The sequence below is a fragment of the Merdimmobilis hominis genome, from assembly GCF_016901855.1.
GTDB lineage: Bacteria > Bacillota > Clostridia > Oscillospirales > Ruminococcaceae > Paludihabitans.
Genome location: NZ_JACJKY010000029.1, coordinates 1 through 22,652, shown reverse-complemented (window position 1 = coordinate 22,652; position 22,652 = coordinate 1). Strand labels below are relative to the sequence as shown.

The following is a 22,652-nucleotide window of genomic DNA, read 5'->3' as shown; positions in this document are numbered from 1 at the left end:
GGAATCGTCTCTTCCTGCGTATATTTGCAGATGGAGCAGGTACGTTCTCTGGAACCTGTTTCGGTTGTGGTAGGCTCCTTTGTTATCGTCCAATCACCGAAAGTATGGTCGGCTACAGTATCTTGATTAACTTCTTTGCAGTAGTAGCATACCTTCCAGTGTGTAGTCGAACCGCTACTCCAGTCGTCGGTATAGTAATGTTGGTGTTCCCTGTATTGATCAATCTGCTCATAGCCGCAGGTAAGGCACCGCCTTTCACATACGTCATACTTCGTATTTACATCATAATAGATCAGCTCCCATTCGCCGAAGTTATGGGGGCTCTTTTCAGATATCTCTCCGCAGCTGCACTCTTTCCAATGCTGGGTTCCATTATTTTTCCAGCCGCCGAAGCTGTGTTCATGGGGGGGAGTAGGCCCCTCTCCGCCGCCGGTATTGCCGCCGATTGCCCAGTCGCCCCAGGCGTCTCTCTTCCATACGGTATAAGAGCCGTCCGGATCGCCGGTAAGGTAAATCTGTCTGGCCCGTACTTTAAGCGTATACGCATCCTTCGACTGAGTGATATTCTTCGAATCGAAAAATACCCACCTGTCTATCTCAACGCTTTCTGTCTGGAGTACCTGGCCGTTCAGTACCAGCTGCGCCTCATACTCAAGATACGTGCTGCCTGATGCGTTGGCAGGTTTATCCCACATTACCTGGTTTCCATATCCCGACCAGCGGGGATTTTCCGGCACATATTGCCCCGCAGCAAACACTGTCGCCGGCAGTATTCCTACCACCATGCATAAGGACAGCAGCAGCGCGAGCAAACTCTTTTTTCGAAGCATCTTCATTCTCTCCTTTACAAGTAGAATCAGTTTTTGGTATTTCCGCCGTCCGGTTCGGATGGATCCTTTCCTCCGGCTGGCGGGTTATCCTGTGCCTTCCGCTTTTTCCTGTATAAGAATACAAGCAGCAGCGCCAGCAGGACAGCCGCCGGTATCGCGGCCAACAGAACAATGTAGACGGCGTTTCCATCCTTTTCGTCTCCCGGCAACGGGTCGGGTTGGATGATTGCAGAAACGGAGAAGGGGGTATCGGAACCGAGTACGGCATACCGGCCCGGGCCGCCGGCTTCAAAGACCAGGCTGCCGTCTTCGGCCTTTGCCTCTATGCGCTCCGGCTCGCCGTCCACCCGCACCGCCTGGTAATGGGCGTAGCCCTCCAGATGGCTGTTCATCGGGATGCGCACCGTCATGGCGCTGTCTTTGATTTCCACCGGCTCCCCGTTCTGGCGGATGCTGATCTCATACACCGACAGCAGGCCGTCCAGTTCTTCTTTCAGCTCCGGCTTCTCTTCAAGCAGGCTCTCCGCCTCCATGACGCCGGCGTACAGCTCCACACCCTCCGGAACCGCTTCGGACAGGGAGACGGAAACGCCGGTATTTTCATCGGTCAGTTCCGCGATGCCTTCGCCTCCGGAATCCTGCCCGTTATCCGTGGTTTCCCCGGTGGCTGACGTCTGCGCGGCGTCCCTTGTCTCGGCGTAGCCGCAGACGGTGCAGGTGCGGCTCTCTGTATTGCCATCCGCCGTCCATGCGCCGAAGCTGTGATCCGCCGCATCCTTTTTGTCGCCGCAGGAACACGCCTGCCAGTGCTGTGCCGCGTCGTGCTTTTGGGTATAGCTGTGCTCATGGGGCGGTTCGGCTTCTCCGCCGCCCGACCCCGCCTTGGTCGCCCAGGGGCCCCATTCGCCGACGTCCGCCACCATATACTGGCCGTCCGGGTCGCCCACGATCATGATCCATCTGGCACGCACCCGTATGGTGTACTCTTCCTGCGGCCGCGTCACCACGTCGTTTGTGAAAAACAAATAGGTGTCGATTTCCACTGCCTTGGACTCGACCACATCGTCGCCCAGCAGCAGCTGCGCCTCGTATTCAAAGCTGTCGCCGGAGGCCGCTCCCGCCGGCCGATCCCACTGCACCTGGTTTTGGTAGCCCGACCAGCGGGGATTTCCCGGCACATATTCCCCCGCCGCCGAAACGGACAGGGGAAGGGCCGCGATCATCAGGCATACCGCCAGCAGCATACTGAAAAGCCGTGCGCCTTTTTGCCGCCCCGGCGGTTTTTCCCTGCGCATACGCAATCTCCTCCCTTTATCGCACCGGAGCGCCCTGCGGGGAAAGCGGCGTTCCGCATGCTCCGCAGAAGCGGCTTCCGGGCGGTATCTCCGCCCCGCACTGGGGGCATTTGTTTTCCAGCTTCGCCCCGCAGTTGTTGCAGAATTTGGCGCCGGCCGCACACTGGGTTTTGCAGGCGGGGCAAACCACCATACCCGCGTTCAGTTCCGCCCCGGCGTTTCGCACCACCACCGAGCGGCCGCCGGAGACGATGCACTGCTCAATCACCTGGAAAATCTCTTCCGGCAGCTTTTTCTGCTTGTAGGCGCCCACACCGGCAGTCACCGCCAGCGGCCATGCGATAAACCATCCCAGCGCGCCGGCGCCGATCTTATCCGACCATTCGCCCTGACCCACGGTGACGTTTAAGTTGTCATCCATTCGGATCATCTGCACCGTCGTAGCCATCCTCATGCCGGCAATGGTCTTCCAGCCGTCTTTTTCCTGACGGCCCTGCACCACATAGCCTTCTGTGGTTTCGGCGCTCTGTACCTCCATCCCTTTGGCGGAGGACAGGAACGACGATACGGCGTTCGCCACTACCTGGGTACTCATACCGGCGGGCAGCCGGAATACTCTCGATTCATTTGCCATAGATATCCCTCCAGATATTCAGATTCATTGTCTGTTTATTCGCTCTGCCGGGAGAGCGGCGCCCCGCATTCCGGACAGAATTTCACGCCCGGGGCAGCGGACGCGCCGCACGAGGGGCATACCGTACCGTCAGGCGCGGCCGGAGTTTGTGCAGCAGTCTGCGCAGCCTTGGCCGCTTCCGCACGGATCCGGCCGATTTCCGCCTGTGCCTGCGCCGCTGTTCCCTATACGGCATAATGCCGGTCCGGCACGAAACAGCGGCGGTTGATCATCAGCTCGTTCTCAAGGTACTGGGCAACCTTATCGGCTACGGCGGTCACCGCCCGTTCCTCTCCCTGGGCCGACAGGCCGGGACAGGGTTCACGCATGGAAACCGTCAGTCCGGTCCCCACATCCTGTATCTCTGTCGAAAGGCTGAAGGTGCTGACGTTCCCGTAAACCGAAAGCCGGGCGACCACCGCGCCGCTTTCCTCTTTCCGGTATTCCGCCCCCTCCGCGTCCAGCACGTCGTAAACGGCCATCTGCACATACCGCCGGACATAGGGAAGGAGCCTTTTCACCTGACGCATTCCGTTTCCCTCCTTGTCATGTATTCCTTGTTTGCGGTTTTCCGCCGCTTCCCTATTCGATGTAACCGCTGATGGGCTCTGCATACATTTTGTTTTCAGTCACCGGCTTGTAGCGGTCACTGCCGGTGCTTTCATACCATCCGGCCTCCGCCCGGTAGATTTCGCCGGTCTGCGTGTCGTACACGCGCTCGTAGCCGCCGGTTTCGTCGCTCTGCATCTGGCTGGTGATGTCCTGCTCGACGTTCCGGCCCTCCCAGGCCGCCATGATGATTTCCAGCCTCTCGTTGGTGATGCGGCTGATTTCCTTTGACATCGCCACCTTTTCTTCACCGGCCTGCTCAGTGGCTTTTACGAAACTCTCAGAATAGGCGAGCGTTCCAAGGCATTTGGTGAGGACGCTCTCCCATTCGATGAAGGTATCCTTCGCGGCGGTGACCGCCATGACGTTGTATGCCATGTAGTAGCCGCCGTCCGCCTGGGGGATGATATAGCCCGACGGCGGTCCTGCGGCAATATTAGCGCTTCCGAAGTCCACCACCGACGCGGCAAACATCCCCTCGCCCTCCTTGCCGTTTTCGGTAAAGGACGCCCGCAGCGTCTCTTCTCCCAGAGCATACGAGGACAGGAGGCTGGCCGAGGCAAAGCGGTCGGTGACGGTAAAGCCGTCAAACCGGGGGAAGGTATAGCCGGCATAGCTCGGCTCCCACTGCTCTGCAAACACCGCGTATTCCGAAAACAGCTTGAAAAAGTTTTCGGTGGAGGGGGTTGTCAGCACCGGCGCCTGGGAAAGCATCTGCGCCCATGTGTTCCCCATGGTGACGTTATACGCATAGGCGTCCTTTCCCTCCTGGCTGTGCAGCAGGCCCTCCGCCTTCAGCAGGACAAACATCTGGTTGAGGGGCTGGCTGGGATCCTGCACCCGGATGGAATGGTACATGGCCGTACCGCCGCTGGTGACTGTCCAGCCCTTGGGGATCTGCAGGCTGAAATCCGCCGTTTCATACAGCTCGGTTTCGACGGATTTAGCCGCCGTCTCGGTGATCTTTACGCCGTTTTCCTCTTTCGTGATGGTTCCGTCGCTGTTGACGACAGGCTCCTTTTCGCCCAGCTTCCACGGCAGCTCACATCCGGTAAGGGAGAGCGCCAGCGCCGCCGCCAGCAGCAAGGATAATACGCTTTTCTTTTTCATAGCAGAACGCCTCCTGATCGATTTTTATTAATTTCAATAGCCATCCAGAGCGAGGAGCTTCTCCATCACATCCGGCGGGTATGCGATGTAGCCCGATTCATAGTCCTCGCCTATCGCCTCCGTGGCGGGGAGAAGCTTGTAGTCCGCCGTGATGATATAATCGTGGGCGATGGTGAGCACGTCGCTGTAATACCGGCTCAGCAGCTCCAGCTTTACAAGCCGGTAGCGGTTGCCGCCGCCGAATTTTGGGAGATAGGCGGCGGGGGTGCCGTCGGCGTTGGTGGTCTTTTCCTCATAGCTCAGATCATTCTCGGAGATATCGTCGTACATGATCTGGTAAAACGCCTGATCGGTCGCCAGGATGTTCCCATTTAAGATGGCAACCGCTTTTTCTCCGTCCCCCACGGCCTCGTCCGCCACCTCGTAAACAATATAGCCGTCCTCATCGTCGTCAAAATAAATCCCTTCAAAGTTCTCGGAGGGGAGCTGTCGTTCTGCCGCCGCCTCCAGCTTCCCGTCTGCGATCAGCAGATAGCTGCCTCCGACGTGCACAATCCGCTGGGCTCTGTCCCGCAGCCCGACGTCCTCGGTCAGCGTTTTTCCGTCTGCGCTGTAGCGCCAGGCGTGCGTCAGGACAGGATGGAGATACTTGCTCTCCGTCGCAGTGTACGGGCCGTTGTTGCTGGCAGACTTGACCGAATACCGTTTGCCGCCCCGGTAGACCACCTCCAGGTCGGCGCCGTTGAAATCGTTGGCCTGGAGGTAGACGGGCTGTTCCGCAAGGGGCAGGGTTCCCACCTCCCGGCAGTTCTGTCCCCCCGGCAGGGTCGCGTCGCAGCGGTACTGATAGATTTTTCCGCTGGACAGGAAGACGCTGGACAGATTGCCGCCGGCCTTTTTGGGGTTGAGATCCGAAAAGACGGTTTGCAGGCTCAGCACGCCTTCTGCGCCGGTAAAGGTTTTGTAATCCGACTGGTCAAAGGCGACGCCCCGCTTTTTCAAAAGCTCCTGCTCCAGCGTTTCCGGCTCAGGTTCCGGCTCCGGCGCCGAAGCGGCAGGCGTGCTGCTGGCGGACGCTGTGGAGCTGCCTGTATCGGAAGACGGCTCCGAAGGCTCCGTCCCGCCGGAGCAGCCGACAAGCAGCAACCCCATCGCCAGCAGAAGCGGCAGCAGCCGCCTGCAGAGGCTTCGCTTTTTGGTATATTGAATCAAATCGGTTTGTTCGTTCATTCTCTTTCCTCCTGAAGCTGGTGTGCGGACAGCAGGGCTTTCTCAGCCCTCCAGTTTCAAAACCCCGCGGTTCACCTTCATGGCAAGGATCCGGCGCACACTTTGGTTGATCCGCTCTTCGCTGATTTCTCCCAACGCGACCGCTTCCTCCAGAGCGGAGACGGCCGCCTGCGGGTTTGACGGGCAAAGCAGGATATCTACTCCTGCCGACACCGCACGGCGGGCGATTTCCCCGCTGGTATAGGAGTCGGTCAGCGCCTTCATCTGCAGCCCGTCGGTAATGACCACTCCCTGAAAGCCCAGCTCCTCCCTGAGCAGCTCCGTGACGATGCGGTAGGAAAACGGCGCGGGCTGGGCGGCGTCGATTTCGGTCAGGATCAAATGCCCGATCATCACCATATCGCTGCCGGAGGCAATCCCCGCCCGAAAGGGCAGCAGTTCCTCCCGGCGCAGCTGTTCGAGGGGCTTCGACACATATACAGCGCCGTCATGGGAATCGGCCAGCGTATCCCCGTGGCCTGGGAAGTGCTTCAGCGTGGTTGCCACGCCGCCGCTGTGAAAGCCCCGGACCGCCTCAGGGATCAATTCAGCCGCCTGTGCGAAATCGTCGCTGTAAGCCCGGTCGCCGATGACCGTATTGTCCGGATTCGACCACACATCCGCCACCGGAGCCAGGTCGGCGTTAAATCCCAGCACCCGCATATCCGAAGCAATGGTGTGGGCGTTCTGCCTCGCGGTTTCCGCCCCCTGGTCCCTATACCCGAACATCGGCCCGATATATGTCGTACCCACCGTACTCATCAGCCGGTTGACGCGCCCGCCTTCCTCGTCGCAGGTCAGTATGAGCGGTATTTTGGAATAGCTCTGGGTGTTGGACAGCATTTTACATACCTGCTGCCGGCTTTTCAGGTTGGGACGGCTGTATATCAGGCCGCCCACCGGCATATCAACAAGCGCCTGCCGTGTGGTTTCTCCGGCCGCTGTTACACCGGAAACGCCGGTGAGCAGTTCCGGGCTGAGAACCAGCATCTGGCATATCTTATCGCGCAGAGACATCCCTGCCAAAATATCGTCTATACTGCTCCAGGCGACAGAGGGCCTGCCGCTCTCCGGCGGCTTGCTCTGACTTTCAGGAACGCTTGACGACGGGGCGGACGGTTCGTACGCACTCTCCGCCATCTGAGATGGAGCCTGTGTCTCAGACGTTTCCTGCGACGCCGGTATGCCGGATTCCTGGGAAACAGAACTGCCCGAAGAAGTGCTGGGATTTGCACACCCGCCGGATATGGCGATGAAAGCGCAGCACAAGGCGGCGAGCATTCTCTTCCATTTTATCCCCGTCATTTCTCACACCTCCTGTCCCCTGAAGCGGCGTTTTTTAAGCGTCTTCCTCCCCTTTCGTCATCAGGGTATTTTCCAAATGCCGGACGATCTGGTCCAGCATCTCCTGCAGAAGCCGGTACGCTCTCTGCTCCGGTATCCCGTCGCAGGGGCGGCGCAGCGAAACCGTCAGTTCGGTTCCAAACGCTTTTTCCTCCGCCGTTATGGAAAGGGAGACGTCTGTTCCGTCCTCTCTCCATTCGGCAATAACCCTTCCCGGCTCTTCCTCCCCAAAAGTAATCCCTTCCTGCCGCAGCACGCCGTACACCGAGCGCAGGACAAAGGAGCGCACATAGGGAAGTTCTCTTTGAACGTATTCCATCATTTCTTCTCCTCCTGAATTTTTGGGGAACCGCGGCAGACGCCGGGAAGTGGATTCTTACGCCCTCATTTTAGGTGAAAAGAGGCCGGATTGTCTATGCGTAAATCCCGCCAATCGTATCAAAACAGGTGGCGGTGAACCGCCATTTTTCAAAAAACCGATGGCGGTCAACCGCCATTTGTGCATATTATATAAATCAAAGCAACTATTTTGAGGCTTTATATATGCACAACTTCTAATCGTTCCAAATAGGGGTTGAGGTGTACTTTTCGTTCCTGATTTTTCCTTTCCCGGATGCCGAATGGCGTAAATTTCATTTTTCAAGTGGGGAAAACGATGTTTTTTATCAGGACAATTCGTTACCGCACACAAAAACACCCTGCCTCTCCTGAGAGAAAGCAGGGTGTTCTTTTATCCTGTATGTTAATCGTTACGGTAAAGCAGGTACATAGTGATGCGGGATTTTGCGCCCGTCTTTTCGTACAGGGCGGAGATATGCCGTTCCACCGTCCGCTTGGACAGGAACAGGCAGTCGGCGATCTCCTGGGCGCTGCTGTCCGAAGAAATCATCTGGGAAAATACATCCCATTCCCGTTCGGTCAGCCCGTATTTTGCGATGAACGCCTCCCTGCGCTCTTCGTCCGACTTTTGGGAAGCAGGCGGCTCCTTGGGCTCCATGACGGCGTTCATGCGGGCGGTATACACGGCCATAGCAACGCTGACCGCCACGAACAGCACCAGGGCGATGACAATGGCGGCCAGGCTGTTGCCAGTGGCCAGCAGCGCCACCGATCCGTTGGTGATCAGGGCGGCGCTCACGTTATTCATGGCGCGGCCCATGCCCGCCCACAGCGACGGCAGGCGCATATGCCGGGAAAGCTCCATAAAGCTCGCTGTAAAGAAGACAACGAAAAAGCCCGAGGACAGGTAAAAGACCACCAGTCCGATCAGGAACGGAGCGCCCAGGTTCAGTACCACAATGGACAGAACCGACATCATCATCACGCAGTACATAATAAGCCCCATATACTTCCGCTTGCGGATATCGAAGACAAAGCCTGCGGCGAGGCCGCTGAATGCCAGCAGCAGGCGGGGCCACTGCCCGATATCCGTCCCGCTCGCATGACGGAGAGTCACGGCATTGTCCAGTGTGCTGAACACGCAGGCCATCAGCACTACCAGCAGCGCCAGCATAATGCCCGCCGTCCGTTTTTTCCGGGTGAGGGAAATGTCTTCCGCAGGTTCCGAAGAGGCGCCCGCAGTCTCCGTCATTTCGATGCGGCTTTGGGCGGCCTGTCTCGTTCGGATGACCAGCAGGCTCAAAGCCGCCAGGAATACCGAAAGAAACGCCGCCTCCGCAACCTCCAGGTTGACAAGGTTGTTGTTTGCATACTGGAGCAGAATTCCCAGGGCGTAGGCGATCCCCGCCAGCCGTGCCAATGCATTGTCGCCGTCTATGGTGACGGCAGCCAGATAGTGGACGGCGCTGCCGAAAACGCCCAGCAGCAGGAAGAGCACCATCCCTGCCGTCATGGTCGCCGCATAGGAGATATGCTGCTGGACAATGAAGGTACAGATAATCGCACCCAGCGCCAGGATAAAGGTCAGCGCGCTTTTATAGCGCCTCCCGCCCCAGCGTTCCATGGCCGGATACAAGAAAAAGCCGACGGCGCTGGCGCCCAGCGCATAGTTCTGGGCAATGACAGTTCTCCCTTCCGTCACCGACAGAGAAATCATATTGACAAACAGATATTCCGCCCCTAAAAAGACAAAAGTAAAAATACCGATCAGCAGAATGGCGTTGACAGACGCCGGCTTTCTCAGTTCCCCTTTCATCGTACCACCCTTTCCACAGAAGCCGCTGCAGGCGTCCCGTTATTTCTCCGATTCTTCCGTCAGCTCCACTACATCCCCGATGTCACAGCGGAGCGCCCGGCAGATCCGCTCCAAAACCTCCAGGCTCACATATTCGTCCCGGTTCAGCTTTGCTATCGTAGAGGAGGACACATCTGCCAACTCTGTCAGGGCGGATTTTTTCATCTTTTTATCAATCAGCAATTTCCACAGCCGGTTGTACTGGACAGCCATACGCTTCATCTCCCGCCTTGTTTATGGAAGACAGTATAGCACAAAAATCGTGAAAAGTCAATGAATTTTATGAGATGTCACATATTTTTACGAATGTTAAGCCAAAAAAAAGCAGCCGCTCCTTTTACAGGCTCCTTTTACAGCAATAGACATTTACCGCTTTTTATTTCCAACGAGGTGAAGAAGCTAAAATACAGGGGAAAGGAGTACGATTATTTTCTGTTTACTCTGCAATGTTTATTACCTCGACACCTTTGCTCTTAGCGTAGTTCACTGTATAAAAAGTTCCGCCCTTGTTTTCTGTGAGATAAGAAATACAAGCAGAACTGTTATCAACCAGATGGCGATTGCGTTTATGCATACAGCCCCTCGTGTACTCCTGAGAAGTATATACAACTTTATCGGCCTTCTGTTTGATGTCATCGTATATCTCTATATCTTCCTGCGACCATCCTCTCGTTTGAGAGAAGCAAGGAAGCACGAGGATCAGACGAATATCAGGATAACGTTCCTTCAATTTGAGAACCGCAAAGGCAGCGATTGTATCAAAGCCCAATGCACCTCCAGCTCCAAAATATAGATAGCCTTTTTTATAAGTCCCTCGATTGCTTCTTCGGTCTTTGCGAAGATTCTTCGACGTTGTCCTGAAGGAATTTCCCTATGCCCGGTAAAGCAGCATGTTTTTTCTTTCACATCATCCACTCCTAACAAGTTTCAAACTAAAATGCCCATCGAACTGACACAGTCCGATGGGCTATCTTACAACTCGCTATCTCTTTATGGTTTCTCTTAGAGAAACCATCGGGATGATTCCTGTTCGGCTGTGTTCTACTTAGGATAGGCATCCCATAAATTAAGCATGTGTGTATAGCGGTTGGCAAGACTCTTCCCTCAGTTACATTTGCTCACCTACCTTTACCTTCAGGAAGATGGTTTCGTGGCAGCTTTACCCACTGATACTTCATCAAACATTTCATAAGGGACACCTCCTTTGACTTTTTAATTAAGTTTTGTATAAAAGAAGGGCGACCTCAATGAAGAAGTCGCCCAGCAAGTCTTTCTTTTAAATTCTGACAATCAATCCAGCCAGCTGGTCTGTTTGAATTCCAACAAGAAACCAACCGTCTCTCATTTCTATGCGGGTAGGGACCCACTCACCGTCGATTAGGACATCCAAACATTCGCCACAGTGTAAACCACCATAGTAATCGAGTAACCCAAATCGAATATCCATTCGGCCACTATCTTCATCGGTGACCATAGTACCTTGTCTTTTCATAAGCTCCTTTCCGGAATCGTCAGAGGAGTTTTTCTCCAACTCCTTCTTGTATACCTTTCTTAAATATTCATCAAAAATAGTTCTTCGAATCAAGACCTTCTTTCCAATTTTATAGACCGAACCGGCTTCACGTGCCATACGTGTAAACACCTTCAGGCCGAGTCCATAATAATCGGCGCCTTGATATAGTGTTATAAAATCATGCTTCTGCATCTCGATATCTTCGTCGTCAAGCATATCTGAGAACATCCAAAGGTTTCCACTCATACTGGTTCCTCCTCGGATTTCAAGGTGCTTGGCTCATGAAACCTTTCCAAGTATTCCTCGAAGATATCACGATTGATCAAAACAGTACCATCCATACGGTAAATGGCTCCGGCTGCACTGGCAAGTTCTAATATTTTTTTGTGTTGCAAACTATAGATGATTTCGGCATCTTTATATCGCAGGAACTGTCTGCGAATCCTTTTAGCACTCTCCCTTACATCGTTACGTTTTTTCAGGTCATAATATGCTCTTGTCTCTTCACTAATCATTGTCTTTGTTCCTTTCGGTTTTAATTTTGTCATGACACAAGCAGACCTAACAAAAAAAGAGAACACCTTCTGAAATTACTTTCAAAAAGTGTTCTCTATACAGCAAGTACTGTATTGTGTTTTATCCTTACAACAATTCATTCTGCTTCACAATTCTTCAAAATTATATGAAAAATTGTTGTCAATTTGTTGTCAACTCGGATTTGAGATGCCGAAAACCCTTGATTTTACTGGATTTTTTAGTCCAGAGGCTTCATTGTGGGGAACAACAGAACGTCGCGAATCGATGCACTGTCGGTCAACAGCATGACCATACGGTCGATGCCAAAGCCGATACCGCCTGTCGGCGGCATACCGAGCTCGAGTGCATACAAGAAGTCTTCATCGGTGTGGTTTGCTTCCTCATCGCCCTGTGCCAGAAGCTCTTCCTGTGCGGCAAAACGCTCACGCTGATCAATCGGGTCATTAAGTTCCGAATATGCGTTTGCCATCTCCCAGCCGTTCATGAAGAACTCAAAACGCTCTACATACTCCGGATTCTCCGGTTTTTTCTTTGTGAGCGGAGAAATCTCGATCGGATGATCCATGACAAAAGTCGGCTGAACCAAATGCTCCTCTACAAACTGCTCGAAGAACAGATTCAGAATATCACCTTTTTTATGACGCGGCTCAAATTCGACGCCGTGTGCTTTTGCAGCCTCACGCGCTTCCTCGAGCGTGTGGATCTCATTGAAATCGACACCGGAATACTGTTTGACTGCGTCAAGCATTGTAATTCTGGTAAACGGTTTGCCGAGATCCATCTCAATGCCGTTATAAGTGATTTTTGTTGTGCCGAGCACTTCCTGTGCCACGTGACGGTAGAGAGATTCGGTCAAATCCATCATGCCGTGATAATCGGTATATGCCTGGTACAGCTCCATCAGTGTGAATTCCGGATTGTGACGGGTATCAAGACCCTCATTGCGGAACACACGGCCGATCTCATATACTTTTTCCATACCGCCGACAATCAGACGTTTTAAATACAGCTCGAGCGAAATACGGAGTTTTACATCCTCGTCGAGTGCGTTATAGTGTGTCGAGAACGGACGCGCTGCTGCACCGCCGGCATTTGCCACGAGCATCGGGGTTTCTACTTCCATGAATCCCTGCGCATTCAAATAGCTGCGCACTGCGCTGATGATTTTCGAACGTTTGATAAAGGTATCTTTAACCTCAGCGTTCATAATCAGGTCAACGTATCTCTGACGATAGCGCATATCGGTATTGGTAAGACCATGAAATTTCTCCGGCAGTACCTGCAAGCTCTTCGAAAGCAGTGTCACTTCTTCCGCATGAATCGATACTTCGCCTGTTTTGGTTTTAAACACTGTACCTTTGATACCGATCAAATCGCCGATATCCATTTTTTTGAATGCTTTGTACGCGTCTTCACCAAGGCTGTCGCGTGCCACATACGACTGGATATTGCCGGTCAAATCCTGCAAATTGCAAAACGACGCTTTACCCATGATGCGTTTTGACATCATACGGCCTGCAACACAAACACATGCACCCTCGAGTGTTTCAAACGCCTCTTTGATGTCTGTGCTGTGATGTGTCACATCATATTTGGTGATTTCAAACGGATCGTTGCCCTCTGCCTGCAACGCTGCAAGCTTTTCACGTCTGACGCGAATCAGTTCGCCGTAATCCTGAACTGCTGCATTATCTGCCATTCAATATATCCTCCTTATTTGCCGATCTCGAGTACTTCGTACACGATGACACCTGACGGTGCTTCCACTTCTACCAAATCGCCGACACGATGGCCAATCATTGCTTTGCCAACCGGCGATTCATCGGAAATTTTCTTTTGCAGCGGTGCTGCCTCTGTGGAACCGACAATTTTGTACGTATCCACTCTGCCGAGTTTGGTGTGTTTAATCGTAATCACAGAGCCAACGCTGATGGCATCGGTTGTAATGCCGGATTCATCGAGCACGGTTGCGTTTTTGAGCATCTGCTCAATTTCTGCAATACGTGCTTCCACCATTGCCTGCTCGTTTTTCGCTTCATCATATTCACTGTTCTCGGAAAGGTCGCCAAACGAAAGCGCTACTTTGATTTTTTCAGAAACCTCTTTGCGGCGAACCGTTTTGAGCTGTTCGAGTTCCTGTTCCAGTTTCAAATGTCCTTCAGCAGTCAGAATGATCGGTTTTGTAGCCATTCCTATTTCCTCCTAATTGCGAATATCCGCATATAAATTCCAGTTACAACGAAGACAGGCAGTATACTTGACACTGCCTGTCACTGCCGATGAATTCAAAAGCGCATAGCACCGGCACTATAATATTTAGATTATAGTAAAAAACAAAACAAAAGTCAAGACGAAACTTTTGCGCTTCCCTGATTTTCTACGTTTTTGAACACAAAAAAGCGGCTCAGCAAACACTGAACCGCTTTTTCTTTCATAATAAATGCAATCAGAACAGGTGGAACGCCATAATCACGCCTGCAAAGACGATCGACACCATCGACAGCAGTTTAATCAGAATGTTAATCGACGGGCCGGATGTATCTTTAAACGGATCACCGACGGTATCGCCGACGACTGCCGCTTTGTGTGCATCACTGCCCTTGCCGCCATGTGCGCCGCTTTCGATATACTTTTTCGCATTATCCCAAGCGCCGCCGGCATTTGCCATCATAACCGCCAGAATAAAGCCGGACACGGTTGCACCTGCGAGCATGCCGCAGATACCATTGACACCGAGCAGCAAGCCAACCACGATCGGTGAAACGACCGCGATGATCGCCGGAAGGATCATTTCTTTCTGTGCGGATTTCGTGCAGATATCGACACACGCCGCATAATCCGGATCTGCTTTTCCTTCCATCAGACCTTTGATTTCTTTAAACTGACGACGAACCTCCACAACGATGCTCTGTGCCGCACGGCCGACTGCATCCATTGTGAGTGCCGCAAACAAGAACGGCAGCACACCGCCGACAAACAAGCCGATGAGTACCGGCGGATTGATAATGCTCAGTTCGAATTTGAAGTCTGGATCGATCACCTGTACCTCTGCGATAAATGATGCAATCAATGTCAGTGCAGTCAGCGCTGCCGAACCGATTGCAAAGCCTTTGCCGGTTGCAGCAGTGGTGTTGCCCAAAGAATCGAGTGCGTCTGTCCGTTTGCGCACTTCTTCGCCGAGGCCTGCCATCTCTGCGATACCGCCTGCGTTATCAGCTACCGGACCGTATGCGTCGGTTGCCAATGTGATGCCGAGCGTTGACAGCATACCGACTGCCGACAAGCCGACACCGTAAAGTCCCTGATTAAAGCTCGGATCGCCAATCGATCCGGAACCGCCCGACACCGTATAGCTCACCAAAACGGAAATACCGACGATGACAACCGGCAGAACGGTCGACAGCATGCCGAGCGACAAACCGCCAATGATCGTCGTTGCCGGACCGGTCAGTGAAGTCGACGACAGTTTTTTCGTTGGACGATATGTATCGGACGTATAATATTCAGTGGTAATACCAATGAGAATACCTGCCAGCAAACCGGACAGGACTGCAAAGAAGAATCCAATATTCTCTTTGCCGAGTCCGAAGTAAATGAGCGGGAATGCTGCAACCGCGATGATGGCACCACTGATCCATGTGCCGCGGCGCAGTGCGAACAGCAGGTTTTTCTGGGTTGCACCCTCTTTTGTGCTGACGAAAAAGGTACCGATAATCGAAGCAATGATGCCGATGGACGCCATCACCATCGGAATGGTCACGCCTTTAAAACCGAAGCCTGCCGCAACAGCAAGTGCTGCGGTGGAAATGATCGAACCGACATACGACTCATACAAGTCAGCGCCCATGCCTGCCACGTCGCCAACGTTATCGCCGACGTTATCTGCGATAACAGCCGGGTTGCGCGGGTCATCCTCCGGAATGCCGACTTCCACTTTGCCGACCAAGTCAGCGCCCACGTCAGCTGCTTTTGTGAAAATACCGCCGCCCACACGTGCAAACAGCGCCATTGAGGAAGCGCCCATGCCAAATGTGAGCATTGCAGAAGTAATCGCCTGAATCTGTGCTTCCTGGAACGTCTGTCCTGCAGCAACTGCCAGATGTGCCGGATCAGAATACCAGAATTTTAAGAAGAAATACCAAAATGAAATATCCAAAAGGCCAAGACCAACAACGACAAATCCCATGACTGCGCCCGAGGAGAATGCGATACGCAGTCCGGAATTCAAGCTTCCGCGTGCAGCATTTGCCGTGCGTGCGTTTGCCGCCGTTGCAATCTTCATGCCGATGAATCCCGAAAGGCCCGAGAAAAATCCGCCGGTGATGAACGCAAACGGCACAAACATGGTCAGATAGCCCATGAATGCAAGAACCATCAAAACGACAAAAATGACAGCGAAGAATAAAATAACGCCGATATACTGCCGTTTCAAATAAGCGTTTGCACCTTTTCGTACCGCGAGCGAGATCTTTTTCATCAGATCTGTGCCCTCCGGCGCTTTGAGCACCTTTCGTGCAAGCAGTGCCGCAAACAAAAGCGCCAATGCCGAGCCGATTGGTGCAAGTAATGTCAAACCCATAACATCACCCTCCATGCGTATATTTTATACTCTTTATCATAGCAAAGTTTATGAATAATTTCAATAATATTTTTTCAAAAAAAGTCGTTTTTCAATATTATTTTGACGAAAACATCTATTGGGTCGCAAAATGTCTGTTTTAAAACATCATTCTGATGAATCATTTACTCATTTACGTATCAATAAAAAACGTCCTGCGGAACAAATCGCCGCAAGACGTTTTCTTTTATTCTGTTTGTGCCGCTTTCATCAGCTCAATAAACTGTTTGGCAACACGCGGCGAATATCCGCTTTTTCGAATTGCAAACGCATCCGCTTTCACGCGAAGCTCCTGCGGCTCCATCGTAACGCCGTACTGCTCCGCCAGTTCGCGCACAATCTCTTGATACTGCGTTTTATCCGGCCGTAAAAACGTAATCGTCAGTCCGAACCGATCGGAAAGCGACAGCATTTCCTGCATCGTATCATTATAATGAATCTCATCGCCCTCACGGTCAGAAAACGTTTCACGCACCAAATGACGGCGGTTGCTCGTCGCATAGATCACCACATTGGCTGCATTCGACGAAACAGATCCCTCGAGCATTGCTTTAAGCGCAGAAAAATCGTCGTCATCCCGTGTAAACGACAAGTCGTCAATAAACAAAATGAATTTGAGCGGATTATGCGCCAGTGTATCAACAAGCTGCGGAATCTCACGCAGCTGCTCTTTTTTCAGTTCAATCAGCCGCAGTCCCTGCTCACGATACGCATTCACCACCGCTTTTACCGTGGAGGACTTGCCGGTTCCCGCATCGCCGTACAGCAAAAGGTTCACTGCCGGTTTGCCCTGCACGAGTGCGAGTGTGTTTTCAATGACCTCCTGCCGCTGAATCTCATAGCCGTAAAGCTCGGAAAGCGATGTCTGATCCGGATGAGAAACAGGCATGAGCTCTCCGTTTTTCAAGAAGAACGTGTGATATTTTGCAAACAGGCCGTATCCTTTAGTGGATGCCGATTTCATGCGTTCAAAATAGAGCGCAACAAAATCGCACGGCTCAGTTTTCCATTTTGGCAGATAATCACCGCCGCCGATTGCGTTTTTCACCGTTTCACTCGAAAGCTCTGCCGCCGTTTGCAGCGTCAAAAGTTCCTCTTTTAAGCAGTCCCGCATCACACCGGACGGTTCTTTTCCCTGCGCGCACCGGCGCACATAAGCATTTTCATGCATCAAGACAAGCGAACGGATCTCATTCGTCAAATTGCCGCTGCGGGCATAAAGCTGCTCTGCAAACGCTGCATAATGATCGATTGACTGAATCCCTTGTTCTCCTTTTGCGGCTGTATCAATTAACTGCACAAACGCACACCACAGCGAATCGGACGAAAGCGACCGGAACAGTGACAATGCGTGAATTCGTTTGGAAAGAGAAAGAAAATCCATCATTTCACCTCATTTTCGCTCTGTTCGCGCAAGAACCGTACAGCTGCAAGTCCGGCTTTTGCACCTTTTGCAACCGCTTCGGCAATTTGCAAAAGTCCGCCGGTACAGTCGCCTGCCGCATACAATCCCGGGAGATTCGTTTCACCGTTTTCGTTTGTCACAATGCGGTTGCCCTCTGTCAGCGCACCGAGTTTGCGCGCAAGATCTGCCGACGATGCCACACCGACTGCCACAAATACACCATCCACTGCAATCGTTTTTCCGTCTGCAAATGTCACACCGGACACAGCATCTTCCCCGTCAATCGAAACGATTTTTCTCGTATCCACCGCAATCGATTCCGGCACTTCAACCGTAAGCGGTGCGCCGTTTGTGAGCATCGTCACAGAACCTGCCACCGGCAAAAGCGTCTGTGCCTCATGCAGCGCATATTCGCCGCTGCCGATCACTGCGACATTCTTTCCGCGATAGAAAAACGCATCACAGATTGCACAATAGCTTACTCCGTGTCCCTCCAGTCTTGCAAGACCGTCGATTTTCGGCGCTGTCCGCGACGCACCTGTCGCAAGAATCACTGCCTCTGCTTCATAGGTTGCTTCGGTTGTCTGTACTGCAAGCGTGTTCAAAAACGAAACGCCGATGACCTCTTCTTCCTTTACGGTGCAGCCTAATCGTTTGGCATTTGCAAGGCCCTGCTCATACAGTTCTTTTCCGCTGATCGGCTCTGCAAATCCATAATAATTTTCGATCTTGTCTGCTTTTAAAAGTGCGCCGCCGTCTTTTGACAAAATCGTGACCGACACACCTGCACGCGCAAGATAAAGCGCCGCTGACACACCGGCTGGGCCGCTTCCTACAATAATTGCACGCATGAAAAAACCTCCTTCTATGAAACCGGCGCATGTTTGTTTAAAAACGCGATCATACTATCTGTAACATCGTGTCCAAACGTTCTGCTTTGATACAACACTCTGCCGGTATTTTTCTTATCAGAATTATAGCACAAAAAATTTTTATAAAAAAGGACTTTTGCACTTGACAATCGTATTTTTCAAATATATAATAACAGTAATGATTCTTGTTATTGGAGTGAGACGATGCGATATTCAAAACAGCGGGCGCTGCTTTTCGATTTACTAAAAGCGCACCATGATCATCCCACTGCCGATACTCTCTATCATGAGCTTTGCGAAATTCTCCCTTCGGTCAGTCTTGGCACGGTGTACCGTAACTTAAACCAACTGGCTGACCACGGTGAAATTTTACGTATCGGCACAAAAGGATGCGAACGATATGATGCACAGCTTTGTCCGCATGACCACATTCAATGTACAATATGCGGCGGTGTGTTTGACTGTCCGCACGGCCTTTATACAATCGATAACGAAGCAGTTTGTGCGGCAACGGGCTTTCAGCTCACCGCAAGCAAAATGATACTCTCAGGCGTTTGCCCTGACTGTCAAAAACATTTGTCAGAATCCGCAGAAGCGGTTTCAAAATAAAAAGAAAAAGGAGCGTTTTACACATGAAATCTTTAAAAGGTACCAAAACAGAAGCAAACCTGATGGCTGCATTTGCAGGCGAATCGCAGGCAAGAAACAAATACACCTACTACGCATCGAAAGCGAAAAAAGAGGGTTATGAGCAGATCGCCGCTCTCTTTTTAGAGACCGCAAACAACGAAAAAGAACACGCAAAAATCTGGTTCAAACTGCTGCATGACGGCGCAATCGCTGACACTGCAACCAACCTGCAGGACGCTGCAAACGGCGAGAACTACGAGTGGACCGAGATGTATGCAGAATTTGCAAAAACCGCAAAAGAAGAGGGCTTTGACAAAATCGCATACCTGTTTGAAGCAGTCGGAAAAATCGAGAAAGAGCACGAAGAGCGTTACAAAGCACTGCTCGCAAACGTAAACGGCGGCCTGGTCTTCTCCCGTGACGGCGAAATGGTATGGCAGTGCGCAAACTGCGGCCACATCCATGTCGGCAAAGCAGCTCCGGAAGTTTGTCCGGTATGTGATCACCCGAAAGCATACTTCCAGATCAAAGCAGAAAACTACTAATCCAAAAAAAGCAAAAAGAACGGCAGAATCTGCCGTTCTTTTTTTTCTTTACTTTTTATAAGAATGTTTCGCATCAAGCCCATTCGCTTACCACAATTCCGTCTGTTACGGTAATATCACCGACGTTATCCGCCTGTGCAAACTGCAGCACATCATCACGGTCATAGTATACGACGCCTTCAATCGTGATCGTTTTCAGTTCAACCGGAATAAAAGCGTCTCCCGGTGATGTTTCCTGTTTTGCGTCAAACAACCGGTGAAAATCCTCGCGCGTAAATCCCAAACATTTGATGGCTTGTTCCTCCGTGAGATAGAGCGGAAGCTCCTCCGGCGAAGGCTCGGAAAAGCGAAGCGCGGCGATTCCGCCCATCAGCACACCGCCGGCAATCACTGCAAGCAAAATGAGACGAAGGATCATGACAACGCGGGTAAATCTTGTTTCACTCATCTCAAAACACCTCCTGTTTCATCATAAATTCATTTTATGTGTCAACAGAATAATAAGACTGCTTCGGAATATTCGCGAACTGTGTATAATTATCTGTTCGTTCTTCCGTACGAACAAATTGTTTCTGTCCATTTACTAGGCGATACACATTATAGCGATTCGTATTCCTGAGGACAATTTTATACTGGTCGTAACTGATTGCGCCATAGTAATTTCGAGAAGAGTATGGTGCATTGGGACCTACAAATGTATCTGTACGTACAAAGTTTAATTTCAAATTAAGACCAGAGCCTAAACCAAAAGAAGCTTTAATTGCCGCATCTACTGCTGCTTCTGCGCTACAAGTCAATTGATACTCTATGTCAAAAGACACTTGCCTCGTAATTGTTTGACCTCTTGCAACAGAAAGAAAATGCTTAGGATTTTGATTTTTTATAATATCATATTGCTGAATCGATTTTGATACAACTGTACTTTTAACCGTTTTTACAAACTCAGAAACTTCTGTATATCGAGGCTGTGGCTCAACTGTTTCTTCTGCATATACAGAGATTCCGCTGAAAGAGAACATGGAAATGAACATTAATACTAGAGCAATTATTCTGGTAGATCGCTTCATTACAATAACCACCTTTCTTTACAATACCAATAAAACCAATGTTAAACTAAACTTGTTCATTGGAATCACCCCATCTGCATTTTTTATAATTTCATTTTACTATAAAGGAAATTATTTGTCAATCATTTTCAAACAAAATAGATTTTAAACTAGATTCCATTCTTCTCTGTCCACCGCAAACAGAAAATGCGGTGTATTCTGTCCGCCGAATCCCGACAAAAACGTCTTTTTCACCGTCATGCCGAGCGACTGTGCCACCCGAATGGATGGTTCGTTCGTCTGCTTAACAATCGCATGCACCCGCGGCGCATTCAGCGCAGAAAAGGCATAGGTCACACATGCGCGTGCAGCTTCTCTGGCATATCCGTGATGCCACACATCAAATCGGAGCAGATAACCAACCTCGAGCACCTGCTCCCCTTCGCAGGTTTGATAAGTAAGCCCCGCCTGTCCGATCATCTCACCGGTTTCCTTTCGGCACACCGCCAGCAGGCCGAGCCCCTCCTGCACATTGCGCTGTTTCTGCCGCGCAAGCCATGCTTGCACATCCGCATCCGTGAACGTATGGCAGTACGCGGTCATCACACGTTCATCCTGCAAAATGGCGGCGAGTGCATCAAAATCATTGTCTTCAAGCGGCCGCAGAGTAAGCCGCTCTGTTTTAAGAATCATGTTTCTTCTCCATTTTTTAAAAAAGCAAGCCGGAAAAATCCGGCTTGCTTTCAATACAATATTCACGAACAGGCTTCCGGAAAGCTGCGACTGCATCCATACATCCTATTTTTTTCCGCTTCCGCCGCAAAACGGACAGTTTCCAGAACCAGACGGCCTGCATGACGTACATGTCTGTTCCACGCGCTCTGTCGTACCTGCCAGCAGCCGATATACACGTCCCGTACCATCACATGTGGAACAATCGCCGCTTCCGCTGCAGCTTGTACACTGCTCCTCGCCTGTATTTGCCGCTGATCCGCTTCCATCTTTGTAAGGAGTAAGCGTCCGAGAAGTCCGCGCACCGGTATCCGCTAAAATCAGTCCATCACCAAAGACAATATGAATTTCGCTTTCACCGCCGCCATAATGGCAATCCCAAATAGACACATTACATTTTCCCGCCTCATCGGCCCAACTCCACGTGGGTTCAAAAGACGCAACACTTCCTTTTCCTGTATACGTCAGTACATATGTTGCCGTGTTATCGTCCTCTTCCTTCCACTGCAGTGTAAAATGATATTCATCTTGCAAAAGCTGAACATATTCTAACACTGTTTTTTGATTATAATTCCAAAAATAAACAGACTTCGTATAGTTCGAAAACTCCGTTGACTTATTTTCAACCGCACAGTTATTTGTAAATGAAACGAAATCCGGAAGCACAGGTCCGTCAGGAATCACAATGGTATTCACCGAACTTTCCTGCTGTTGACCGCCTCCAACAGTATCATTCTCAACGTCATCGGTCTGCACATCTTCATCTTCCTGCGCGTGCAAACTTGTGTTTCCTTCGTTTTGAGCGAATGTCTCCGCATTATTCAACCGGTGGATTCTAAGCATATTTGAATAGATAAGAAAACCAATCAATATTAAAATCAATACACCACCGATGGAAGAAAGTAAAATCACCAGCCACGTTTTTTTCTTTCGCACAGGAACAGTTGAGATCATCGGCGGAACCATACCATTGTAAGTATTCGGATACTGCTGCATATTCACTGCTGATTGGTTAGTACGCTCCATCTTTTCTCCGCATACAGGACAAAAAGAAGCGCCGTCCGGCACTGCATTGCCGCATCTCATGCAAAACATCTTTTTCACCCTTTCTTTAAAAAATTCGTCAAATTCTTTTAACACAAGACACCTCCGATCTTTTTTGATTTCAGCTGATACCACTGTTTATTCAGCAGTGCAGCTGTACGCTACGGAAAAAGTTTATATTATAATTATAAATTATAATATAACACCGCCTATAAAATCAACAACAAGCATCTAAAATGTCATATTTATTGCTCAAAAAAACAAAAAGCAAGCCGTTTTTTTCGGTGCACCTGTAAAATGAAAGTAGACACTCACAAAAGTGTGGGTGTCTACTTTTTTCGTAGTAAAATAAGAGAAAAAGGAGGAATAGGAATGGGAAAGAAAGG

At 50.9% G+C, this 22,652-nt stretch carries 25 protein-coding genes and 1 pseudogene; 2 read left to right on the top strand and 24 right to left on the bottom strand.

Annotation, left to right across the window (positions count from 1 at the left end):
* From H6A12_RS12015 to H6A12_RS11920, 20 genes and pseudogenes are all read right to left on the bottom strand, one after another.
* The coding region (locus H6A12_RS12015; protein ID WP_345941253.1) for a hypothetical protein at nucleotides 1–830 on the bottom strand (830 nt) is incomplete at its 3' end.
* A 26-nt stretch (nucleotides 831–856) separates the two neighbouring features.
* Nucleotides 857–2,125 carry a hypothetical protein gene (locus tag H6A12_RS12010; RefSeq protein WP_204448188.1) on the bottom strand — a complete coding sequence of 423 codons (1,269 nt, stop codon included), beginning with the start codon at nucleotides 2,123–2,125 and terminating at the stop codon, nucleotides 857–859.
* A gap of 16 nt (nucleotides 2,126–2,141) precedes the next feature.
* Nucleotides 2,142–2,759 (bottom strand): zinc ribbon domain-containing protein, encoded by a 618-nt coding sequence (locus H6A12_RS12005; protein WP_177654458.1) that lies wholly within the window; start codon nucleotides 2,757–2,759, stop codon nucleotides 2,142–2,144.
* 35 nt (nucleotides 2,760–2,794) lie between these two features.
* Entirely contained in the window at nucleotides 2,795–2,947 is a 153-nt protein-coding gene (locus tag H6A12_RS13825; protein ID WP_430623642.1) for a zinc-ribbon domain-containing protein, read from the bottom strand.
* A 36-nt stretch (nucleotides 2,948–2,983) separates the two neighbouring features.
* Nucleotides 2,984–3,412 (bottom strand): hypothetical protein, encoded by a 429-nt coding sequence (locus tag H6A12_RS11995; protein ID WP_243415506.1) that lies wholly within the window; start codon nucleotides 3,410–3,412, stop codon nucleotides 2,984–2,986.
* On the bottom strand, nucleotides 3,381–4,517 hold the full coding sequence (locus H6A12_RS11990; RefSeq protein WP_204448186.1) for a hypothetical protein: 1,137 nt from the start codon (nucleotides 4,515–4,517) through the stop codon (nucleotides 3,381–3,383). Before H6A12_RS11990 ends, H6A12_RS11995 begins: the two co-directional genes overlap by 32 nt.
* A 33-nt stretch (nucleotides 4,518–4,550) precedes the next feature.
* Nucleotides 4,551–5,747 (bottom strand): hypothetical protein, encoded by a 1,197-nt coding sequence (locus tag H6A12_RS11985; RefSeq protein WP_204448183.1) that lies wholly within the window; start codon nucleotides 5,745–5,747, stop codon nucleotides 4,551–4,553.
* Nucleotides 5,748–5,789: 42 nt separating this feature from the next.
* Nucleotides 5,790–7,091, bottom strand: coding sequence for a glycoside hydrolase family 3 protein (locus H6A12_RS11980; RefSeq protein ID WP_243415505.1), 1,302 nt, complete (start codon nucleotides 7,089–7,091; stop codon nucleotides 5,790–5,792).
* A gap of 34 nt (nucleotides 7,092–7,125) precedes the next feature.
* The gene (locus H6A12_RS11975) at nucleotides 7,126–7,452 is read right to left on the bottom strand and encodes a hypothetical protein (RefSeq protein WP_087229370.1); all 327 of its coding nucleotides are present in this window, start codon (nucleotides 7,450–7,452) and stop codon (nucleotides 7,126–7,128) included.
* Nucleotides 7,453–7,872: 420 nt separating this feature from the next.
* Nucleotides 7,873–9,285 (bottom strand): LuxR family transcriptional regulator, encoded by a 1,413-nt coding sequence (locus tag H6A12_RS11970; protein WP_168124381.1) that lies wholly within the window; start codon nucleotides 9,283–9,285, stop codon nucleotides 7,873–7,875.
* A gap of 39 nt (nucleotides 9,286–9,324) precedes the next feature.
* Nucleotides 9,325–9,537, bottom strand: a complete 213-nt coding sequence (locus H6A12_RS11965) for a helix-turn-helix domain-containing protein (RefSeq protein ID WP_071442138.1) — start codon at nucleotides 9,535–9,537, stop codon at nucleotides 9,325–9,327.
* A 223-nt stretch (nucleotides 9,538–9,760) separates the two neighbouring features.
* Nucleotides 9,761–10,093, bottom strand: coding sequence for an SLOG family protein (locus H6A12_RS11960; protein WP_345941252.1), 333 nt, complete (start codon nucleotides 10,091–10,093; stop codon nucleotides 9,761–9,763).
* A gap of 507 nt (nucleotides 10,094–10,600) precedes the next feature.
* On the bottom strand, nucleotides 10,601–10,798 hold the full coding sequence (locus tag H6A12_RS11955) for a DUF5348 domain-containing protein (RefSeq protein ID WP_430623641.1): 198 nt from the start codon (nucleotides 10,796–10,798) through the stop codon (nucleotides 10,601–10,603).
* An 84-nt stretch (nucleotides 10,799–10,882) separates the two neighbouring features.
* A pseudogene (locus H6A12_RS13495) lies at nucleotides 10,883–11,029 on the bottom strand (DUF6462 family protein); the annotation flags it as partial.
* Nucleotides 11,030–11,079: 50 nt separating this feature from the next.
* The gene (locus H6A12_RS11945; protein WP_177798934.1) at nucleotides 11,080–11,352 is read right to left on the bottom strand and encodes a DUF6462 family protein; all 273 of its coding nucleotides are present in this window, start codon (nucleotides 11,350–11,352) and stop codon (nucleotides 11,080–11,082) included.
* A gap of 239 nt (nucleotides 11,353–11,591) precedes the next feature.
* On the bottom strand, nucleotides 11,592–13,073 hold the full coding sequence (gene lysS, locus H6A12_RS11940) for a lysine--tRNA ligase (protein ID WP_345941251.1): 1,482 nt from the start codon (nucleotides 13,071–13,073) through the stop codon (nucleotides 11,592–11,594).
* Between the two features lie 14 nt (nucleotides 13,074–13,087).
* Nucleotides 13,088–13,564 carry a transcription elongation factor GreA gene (gene greA / locus H6A12_RS11935; RefSeq protein ID WP_204448181.1) on the bottom strand — a complete coding sequence of 159 codons (477 nt, stop codon included), beginning with the start codon at nucleotides 13,562–13,564 and terminating at the stop codon, nucleotides 13,088–13,090.
* A gap of 256 nt (nucleotides 13,565–13,820) precedes the next feature.
* Complete coding sequence (locus tag H6A12_RS11930) at nucleotides 13,821–15,953, bottom strand: sodium-translocating pyrophosphatase (protein WP_204448178.1); 2,133 nt, start codon at nucleotides 15,951–15,953, stop codon at nucleotides 13,821–13,823.
* 226 nt (nucleotides 15,954–16,179) lie between these two features.
* Nucleotides 16,180–17,379: an ATP-binding protein gene (locus H6A12_RS11925; RefSeq protein ID WP_243415504.1), complete on the bottom strand. Its 1,200-nt coding sequence runs from the start codon at nucleotides 17,377–17,379 to the stop codon at nucleotides 16,180–16,182.
* The gene (locus H6A12_RS11920; protein ID WP_204448176.1) at nucleotides 17,376–18,248 is read right to left on the bottom strand and encodes an NAD(P)/FAD-dependent oxidoreductase; all 873 of its coding nucleotides are present in this window, start codon (nucleotides 18,246–18,248) and stop codon (nucleotides 17,376–17,378) included. The genes H6A12_RS11925 and H6A12_RS11920 overlap by 4 nt, the downstream gene beginning before the upstream one ends.
* A gap of 225 nt (nucleotides 18,249–18,473) precedes the next feature.
* Here H6A12_RS11920 and H6A12_RS11915 point away from each other — a divergent pair, with 225 nt between their 5' ends.
* Nucleotides 18,474–18,878: a Fur family transcriptional regulator gene (locus tag H6A12_RS11915; RefSeq protein WP_204448174.1), complete on the top strand. Its 405-nt coding sequence runs from the start codon at nucleotides 18,474–18,476 to the stop codon at nucleotides 18,876–18,878.
* A 23-nt stretch (nucleotides 18,879–18,901) separates the two neighbouring features.
* Nucleotides 18,902–19,444 carry a rubrerythrin gene (gene rbr / locus H6A12_RS11910; protein ID WP_204448172.1) on the top strand — a complete coding sequence of 181 codons (543 nt, stop codon included), beginning with the start codon at nucleotides 18,902–18,904 and terminating at the stop codon, nucleotides 19,442–19,444.
* Between the two features lie 73 nt (nucleotides 19,445–19,517).
* On the opposite strand, the gene H6A12_RS11905 is transcribed toward rbr, so the two are convergent.
* The 4 genes from H6A12_RS11905 to H6A12_RS11890 form a co-directional block, all read right to left on the bottom strand.
* The gene (locus H6A12_RS11905; protein WP_204448170.1) at nucleotides 19,518–19,892 is read right to left on the bottom strand and encodes a hypothetical protein; all 375 of its coding nucleotides are present in this window, start codon (nucleotides 19,890–19,892) and stop codon (nucleotides 19,518–19,520) included.
* Between the two features lie 34 nt (nucleotides 19,893–19,926).
* The gene (locus H6A12_RS11900) at nucleotides 19,927–20,511 is read right to left on the bottom strand and encodes a hypothetical protein (RefSeq protein WP_204448168.1); all 585 of its coding nucleotides are present in this window, start codon (nucleotides 20,509–20,511) and stop codon (nucleotides 19,927–19,929) included.
* A gap of 144 nt (nucleotides 20,512–20,655) precedes the next feature.
* Entirely contained in the window at nucleotides 20,656–21,183 is a 528-nt protein-coding gene (locus H6A12_RS11895; protein ID WP_204448165.1) for a GNAT family N-acetyltransferase, read from the bottom strand.
* A gap of 105 nt (nucleotides 21,184–21,288) precedes the next feature.
* The gene (locus H6A12_RS11890) at nucleotides 21,289–22,317 is read right to left on the bottom strand and encodes a zinc-ribbon domain-containing protein (protein ID WP_204448163.1); all 1,029 of its coding nucleotides are present in this window, start codon (nucleotides 22,315–22,317) and stop codon (nucleotides 21,289–21,291) included.
* Nucleotides 22,318–22,652 lie beyond the last annotated feature (335 nt).